The organism is Oceaniovalibus sp. ACAM 378 (assembly GCF_008085915.1).
Taxonomy (GTDB): domain Bacteria; phylum Pseudomonadota; class Alphaproteobacteria; order Rhodobacterales; family Rhodobacteraceae; genus Oceaniglobus.
The window spans coordinates 81,056-87,891 of sequence record NZ_VSJK01000019.1 but is presented as its reverse complement, the minus strand read 5'-3'; the positions used below and the strand labels follow the sequence as shown (position 1 = coordinate 87,891).

6 protein-coding genes are annotated in these 6,836 nt (G+C 62.1%); 4 read left to right on the top strand and 2 right to left on the bottom strand.

Annotated features, from left to right (window positions below):
• Window positions 1–718 precede the first annotated feature (718 nt).
• Genes FQ320_RS20790 through FQ320_RS20780 form a run of 3 tightly spaced genes read left to right on the top strand, consistent with a single transcriptional unit; the run spans window position 719 to window position 3,610 of the window.
• On the top strand, window positions 719–1,954 hold the full coding sequence (locus FQ320_RS20790; RefSeq protein ID WP_187394009.1) for a flagellar hook-length control protein FliK: 1,236 nt from the start codon (window positions 719–721) through the stop codon (window positions 1,952–1,954).
• A 9-nt stretch (window positions 1,955–1,963) separates the two neighbouring features.
• Window positions 1,964–2,653, top strand: coding sequence for a flagellar hook capping FlgD N-terminal domain-containing protein (locus FQ320_RS20785; protein WP_148475238.1), 690 nt, complete (start codon window positions 1,964–1,966; stop codon window positions 2,651–2,653).
• 51 nt (window positions 2,654–2,704) lie between these two features.
• Complete coding sequence (locus tag FQ320_RS20780; protein ID WP_148475237.1) at window positions 2,705–3,610, top strand: phosphotransferase family protein; 906 nt, start codon at window positions 2,705–2,707, stop codon at window positions 3,608–3,610.
• Here FQ320_RS20780 and ubiB read toward each other — a convergent pair.
• Together ubiB and ubiE are read right to left on the bottom strand one after the other, a co-directional pair.
• The gene (gene ubiB / locus FQ320_RS20775) at window positions 3,569–5,107 is read right to left on the bottom strand and encodes a 2-polyprenylphenol 6-hydroxylase (protein WP_148475236.1); all 1,539 of its coding nucleotides are present in this window, start codon (window positions 5,105–5,107) and stop codon (window positions 3,569–3,571) included. The genes FQ320_RS20780 and ubiB overlap by 42 nt on opposite strands.
• A 1-nt stretch (window position 5,108) precedes the next feature.
• A complete protein-coding gene (ubiE, locus tag FQ320_RS20770) occupies window positions 5,109–5,861 on the bottom strand; it encodes a bifunctional demethylmenaquinone methyltransferase/2-methoxy-6-polyprenyl-1,4-benzoquinol methylase UbiE (RefSeq protein ID WP_148475235.1) in 753 nt (250 codons plus the stop codon).
• A 76-nt stretch (window positions 5,862–5,937) separates the two neighbouring features.
• Between ubiE and mutM the strand changes: the two genes are divergently transcribed.
• Window positions 5,938–6,789, top strand: coding sequence for a bifunctional DNA-formamidopyrimidine glycosylase/DNA-(apurinic or apyrimidinic site) lyase (mutM, locus tag FQ320_RS20765; protein ID WP_148475234.1), 852 nt, complete (start codon window positions 5,938–5,940; stop codon window positions 6,787–6,789).
• The last annotated feature ends 47 nt before the right edge of the window (window positions 6,790–6,836 follow it).

The following is a 6,836-nucleotide window of genomic DNA, read 5'->3' as shown; positions in this document are numbered from 1 at the left end:
GGGGCGCGCCTCAGGGCAAGACCCCGTAAGCACGCATTGCGTGCCAAGGGCAACGACACCTCAACGCCAACCGTTCAGCAAGTCACAACGGCAATGATTCGCGCCGAGCCCCATTACGGCATCTCCCCTCGCGCCTGAGGTGCGAATTTCAAGCAACACGGACAATGTGTTGCGACAGCGCCCGGGAACATCGCATTTTCCCGGTGGCGCCGATCTGGCCAATCACTGGGGTCACGCCGGCCTTGCGCGCGACGGCTTTTCCGCCGCCATGCCATCGTTAAATCAAACCGATCCGCACTTCGGCGGGCAAAGTGTTTTGTCGCCCGGCACGCCTGTAGACGAGCAGAAATCAGCCATTACAGTTAAGAGTTCCACTGCGGATCCGACACTTCAAGAGCGCGTCACAGGATTTCCGGCGGTGCCGCAGCTTCATGAGAATCGCTCGTCAACCTTGCCGGGCATTCCGTTTGGCAAAGCTTACGATTCGCTATTCATTGCATGGACCGATCCCGCCAGACGGCAGGAAAGGGAACCTTTGCACAAGATTCCGGCGGGATCGATTGCAACCGATCCTCGCTTGAACGCGGAGCCGAAGCCTGCTGGCGAACTTGCCCAATCCGCGCCCCTCGGTCGTGCGTCCGACGCTCCTCTCCGGACGGATTCGGCCGCCCCATTCGTCTCTTCGCCCATCGGGCCGTCGAACCATCCGGGGTCCGTCATGTTCCACGCCCCCGTCGACGGTCAGACACCTCATCTGTCTGCGCGGTTCATAGGTGACTCGCTTGGCCAGGCAGCCAAACCACAGGCACAGGCAAAGGGCGGATCGGTCGAAACCCGCGATCATCCATCTTTCAATCCGACCGCAGCCCGTCCGTTGTCACCCCACCGGCCGAGCGACGAGATGCTGTCTCGCACGGTAAACGCCATGGATACCGGTCCGGCGGAACACGGCGACAAAGCCGATTTCGGTAAGCGGGGATCGGCTAAAACCACCGCCCTATCCCCCCTTGAATTGCCCGCTCACCCGTCTTTAAAAACGACAATACGAGCCACAGCGACCTCGACGCCAAGCTCTGCCACCCTCCCGACCCAATACCGCATCACAAAGGCACTGGCCCCGCAATCCGTGACACTTTCGGTTTCAGCCCTGACCGAGGCTTCCGTCTCTGAAAATGCCCCCGCGGTCAGTCCGGCCCCCAGCAAATCTGTGGTGGCACTCTCATCGGCCGGTCCACTCCCCGATCCGACACAGGGCAAGACGGGACAAGGACAGAAAACGGAAGGCAGCCTGATTTTGCCAGCCAGCGTAGATCCTGCAAACCACACCGCGCCAACAGATCGTCGCGCCGGGCTGGAGACTGTCCCGAATCAGCCAAACCCGCCAATGACACAACCTGTTGGTGGAACTGCCGGATCTCCCGAAAGCAACCGCAAGACTGTCCCCCTTACGATCCCGATTTCCGAGACAATGGATCCGTCCGACGGCCCAGGAGCGCCGGGCGTCGCGCCCTCTACTGCCCCCGAGGCGCGAGTCATTGCGATGCAGACTCCACCTCCCCAGCCATCCGCCCCGCCCGTGACCCAACAGATTGTTCAGGCCATCGGTGATCTTTCGCGTGGCCCGGTTGAACTTCGTATGGCGCCCGAAGAACTCGGCGCGGTGCGGATGACGCTGACACCGACGGAACAGGGGCTGACGCTGACGATACACGCGGATCGTGACGAAACCGCCGCGCTGTTGCGCCGTCATCTGGATCAACTTGCCGCCGATTTCCGCGATCTCGGGTTCCGCAACCTGTCGTTCCAACTCGGTTCGGGTGGGGCGGGTGGATCGGGTGCCCACGTCGAACCGGGCAATGCGCCCGTCGGAGTTGGCGACACCGAACAACAGATCCAGCCTGCACAATATCACACCGTGAACCGGGCCGACGACAGGCTTGACCTCAGACTTTAAGGACAGACCATGCAGATCACGACCAACAGCGCTTTGACTGCTCCGACCAATGGCGCAGGCACCGGAGCGGCCGCCATTACCTCGGATTTCAATACGTTCTTGCGCATGCTGACGGCTCAGATCACCAATCAGGATCCGCTAAACCCGATCAATTCCGAAGAGTTCGCGGTGCAGCTCGCCACTTTTTCGGGAGTGGAACAGCAGGTGCGCACAAACGAACTTCTGGTCGCTCTGGCCGGGCAGATGGGTCAGAGTGGCTTCAGTCAGATGGCCGGTTGGCTTGGGATGGAGGCGCGGGCCGCCATGCCTGTGGCCTATGACGGCACTGCGGTGAGCATTCTGCCTCCCAATCCCATCGCCGGGGAACGCCATCAACTGGTGGTTTTCGATTCGACCGGGGCCGAGGTTGACCGGCAAACAATCACCGCAAGCGGCGACGCCGTTACATGGGATGGCACCGATCCCTCGGGCGCGCCGCTGGCCCCGGGCCAGTACGATTTCTGGCTTGAGAGTTTCTCTAACGACACGCTGGTCGCATCCGAACCGACACAGACCTATGGCGCGGTGCGTGAGGTCCGCATCGACCCTCGCGGCATGGTATTGGTGATGCCCGGCGGCATTGAAATCTTCGCCGATACGGTCACCGCGCTGCGTGCGCCGGGTGCAGTGGATGCGACGTCCTTAGCATCCGCCGCTTGATCGACGCACGGACCTGCTCCATGGCTGCCCGGTACTTTCGGGAAACAGGCGATGCAACACAAAGACATGGATCCGGCGGCTGCCAGCCCGGCACAGCCCGACGTCGCCCTGCGCCGCGCGCTCGAAGAGGCAGGTCTGGCCGAACCCGCATCGCTCTGGCAGCGTTTACCCGGCGGACGGACAAATATCGTCTGGCGGGTCGACACCGGGTCGCGCAGTCTGGTGTGCAAGCTGCATTGTCACGACCGCGCAACACCATTGTTTCCCAACGATCCGGATGCGGAACTGGCGGCGATGCGTTTCATGGCCCCCCTCGGGCTTGCACCGGGTGGGGCAATGTCGCTGAACACTGTCGCAGGGCCCTGCCTGATCTATGACCATGTCCCGGATCGGGCCATTCCGGTCACCGCCAGTGACATCGGGCGTACGCTGTCGCGGGTTCACGATCAGGCGCCGCCTGTGGGATTGCGCCGGGTCGCGGATGATATACCGGCCATTCTGGCGCAGGCCGAAGATATTCTGCGCACCTTGCCCGTGGCCCTACGCGCAAGGCTTGCGACCCACCGACCCGCGTTCCACGCAGACGCCCTGCCCGCGCGGCTGTGCCTGCTGCATGGCGACCCGGCCCCCGACAACATCCTTGCCACCCCGGACGGTCCGATCCTGATCGACTGGCAATGTCCGGCGGCCGGGGATCCAGCCCATGATCTTGCAGTGTTCCTTTCTCCGGCGATGCATGTATTGGCCGGGCGGCCACCGCTTTCGGAAACCGACCGCCACGCCTGTCTTGTGGCCCACGGCGCAGCACAGCGTTTCGCAGCGGTCGAACCTGCGCATCTCTGGCGGATGGCGGTTCACTGCGGCTGGCGGTTGGCGCACGGCGAGAGTGATTGCAAAGCGGCGATGGAGGCCGAGCTAGAGCGCTTGAACCAGTTGGACCAGCCAATAGACCGCTGACACCGCAACCGCACCCAGAGCGATCAGTCCCGCCGTCTCGACCACGCTGCGCCCCACAGGAGGCGCGGGATTTTGGGTCTGGCGCATCAGCGCCGCCTCAGCGATTTGCGGCAATTTCGGTCCGAACCGGCCCAGTACCTGCACAGTGCGCGTCAGATCGCGCAGCAGCGCCTTGGGGCCGATGTTTTCCTTGATGTAATTCTCGACAATGGGATGCGCGACTTCCCAGATGTTGATCTGCGGATACAAGGATCGTGAAACGCCTTCGACCACCACCATTGTGCGCTGCAGCAGGATCAGTTCGGTCCGGGTTTCCATTCCAAAGCGCTCGGTCACCTCGAACAGATAGGTCAGCAGACGCGCCATGGATATCCGCGTCGCATCCATGCCGAAGATCGGTTCGCCCACCGACCGCAGAGCGCGGGCGAATTCGTCGATATCCTTGTCGGCGGGCACATATCCGGCCTCAAAATGCACTTCGGCTACACGGCGGTAATCCTTGCGGATAAAACCGAACAGGATTTCCGCATAGACCCGTCGGGTGTATTCATCCAGCCGCCCCATGATCCCGAAATCCAGCGCGATGATATCGCCGTTCGGTGCGATCTTGAGGTTGCCCTGATGCATGTCAGCGTGAAAAAAACCGTCGCGCAGGGCATGGTTCAGAAACAACCGCAACACGCCTTCGCCCAGTGCCTTGCGGTCATGGCCCGCCGCGATGATCGCGGGAAGGTCGTTCGCCGGGATGCCCTCGGCCCAACCCAGGGTCATCACCCGCCGCGCCGACAGGAACCACTCAACCTGTGGCACGCGGAACCCTTCGTCGCCTTCCGTGTTGGCGGCGAATTCGGCAGCCGAAGACGTTTCCATCCGCAGGTCCAACTCGCCCAGCACCACGCCTTCAAAGTGGCGAATGACTTCCATCGGGCGCAAACGTCGCGCCCCGGGGGCCAGCAAATCAACCATCCGGGCCGCCAGATAGAAGGCATCGACATCTTTCTTGAACGCCTTTTCGATGCCGGGGCGCAGGACCTTGACCGCCACTTCCCGCCCCGAGTCGCGCAACGTGGCCTTATGGACCTGCGCGATGGAGGCCGCCGCCACCGGTTCGGAAAACGAGGAAAACAGCGCGTCGATCTCGATATCCAGTTCCTGCTCGACCATCGCCCGCGCTTCGGCCAAGGGAAAAGGCGGCAGCTTGTCCTGCAAGACGCGCAACTGCGCGGCCAATTCATCGCCCACCACATCGGGGCGGGTCGACAGGATCTGGCCAAACTTGATGTACGCCGGGCCAAGTGCGGTCAGCGCGCGGGTAGCCGGGGGGTGCCTCGGATCGCCCTTGTATCCCAGCCACTTGAACGGCACCGCCAGCACCTTGGCCGCGATGCGCAGGGATCGCGGCGCCTGAAAGGCATCCAGCACGACGTTCATCGCGCCTGTGCGTTCCAGCGTCGCGCCGGTGCGGATCAACCGCCAGATGTTGTGTGGGCCGCGCATGTTACAGCTTCCATCCCGAATGGAGCGCGGCGACGCCCATCGTCAGGTTGCGGTATTTCACCTGCTCAAAACCGGCGGCGCGTATCATGTCGGCAAAGGTTTCCTGATCGGGGAAATTGCGGATCGATTCGACAAGGTACTGATAACTGTCACGATCCCCGGCAATCACCTGTCCCATGCGGGGAATGACGTTGAAGGAATACAGGTCATAGGCCTTTTGCATCATGGGGTTGGGGAGTTGCGAAAACTCCAGCACCATCAGCCGCCCGCCGGGTTTCAGCACCCGGAACGCCTCGGACAGCGCATCGGGGATGCGGGTGACGTTCCGAATGCCGAAACTGATGGTGTAGACGTCAAAGGACCGGTCGGCGAAAGGCAGCGCCATGGCATCGCCGACGATCCAGTCCAGCGATCCGGCCAGCTTTTCCGCCTCGGCACGTTTCTGGCCAGCGATCAGCATCGATTCGGTCATGTCACAGACCGTGGCATGGGCTGTGGGCGCGCGGCGCATGAACCGGAAGGCGACGTCGCCGGTACCCCCGGCAACATCCAGCAGCCTCTGACCGGCGCGGGGCGCCAGCCAATCCATCATCGCGTCCTTCCACAAGCGATGCACACCGCCCGACATCACGTCGTTCATGATGTCGTACTTGCTCGCCACGTTGGTGAAGATGCCGTGCACCTTGCCGGCTTTTTCGGATTCAGGCACCGTCTGGAACCCGAAATGTGTGGTGTTGTCCTGCTCGTCGGTCATCTGCTCTTGCGATCCCCTGAAACTCACCTTTCTTATAGGGCGCTTGGTGTAGGTTACAATCAAAGGGGGCGTGCAGATGCCTGAATTGCCCGAAGTCGAGACGGTTCGTCGCGGACTTGCCCCGGTGATGGAGGGCGCGAGGATCACCTGCGCCACCGTGAACCGCCCCGATCTGCGCTGGCCGTTTCCGCCCGACATGGCTGCGCGGCTGACCGGAAAGCGAATCATCCGGCTGGGGCGACGCAGCAAATACCTGCTGGCCGATCTGGACAGCGGTGAAACCCTGATTGTGCATCTGGGCATGTCGGGACGCATGCTGGTCAGCGGCGATCCACTGGGCGTTTTTCACCGCGATCACCCCACGCCGGAAAAGCATGATCATGTGGTCTTTGACATGGAATCAGGTGCGCGGATCACGTTCAACGACCCCCGGCGGTTCGGTGCGATGGATCTGGTGGCAAGTGATGCGACGGAACGTCACTGGCTGATCGAAAAGATCGGCCCCGAACCCTTTGGCAACGCATTCAGCGAATCCTACCTGGCCGATGCCCTGAAGCCGCGCAAAAGCCCGATCAAGACAGTGCTTCTGGACCAGAGAATCGTTGCCGGGCTGGGCAATATATATGTCTGCGAAACACTGCACCGGGCCGGAATCTCGCCGCTGCGCAAAGCGTCGGACCTGTCACGCGCAAGGGCCGCAGCCCTTGTTCCGGTGATCCGCGATGTGTTGTCCGAAGCGATCGAGGCGGGCGGCTCGTCCCTGCGCGACCACCGGCAAACCGATGGCGAACTGGGGTATTTTCAGCATGCGTTTCGGGTTTATGACCGCGAAGGCACGCCCTGCGTCACCGCCGATTGTTCCGGGACCGTGCGCCGAATCGTTCAGTCCGGGCGATCGTCCTTCTATTGTGCACAATGCCAAAGATGACTTGAAGTGCGGGGATTCCCAGTTAAGGCTTGGTGTCTCACGATCCA

Excerpts from the sequence above, each read along its gene's own strand:
- ubiE (WP_148475235.1), bottom strand. The coding sequence starts at position 5,861 with ATGACCGACGAGCAGGACAACACCACACATTTCGGGTTCCAGACGGTG.
- FQ320_RS20790 (WP_187394009.1), top strand. The coding sequence starts at position 719 with ATGTTCCACGCCCCCGTCGACGGTCAGACACCTCATCTGTCTGCGCGG.
- FQ320_RS20785 (WP_148475238.1), top strand. The coding sequence starts at position 1,964 with ATGCAGATCACGACCAACAGCGCTTTGACTGCTCCGACCAATGGCGCA.
- mutM (WP_148475234.1), top strand. The coding sequence starts at position 5,938 with ATGCCTGAATTGCCCGAAGTCGAGACGGTTCGTCGCGGACTTGCCCCG.
- ubiB (WP_148475236.1), bottom strand. The coding sequence starts at position 5,107 with ATGCGCGGCCCACACAACATCTGGCGGTTGATCCGCACCGGCGCGACG.
- FQ320_RS20780 (WP_148475237.1), top strand. The coding sequence starts at position 2,705 with ATGCAACACAAAGACATGGATCCGGCGGCTGCCAGCCCGGCACAGCCC.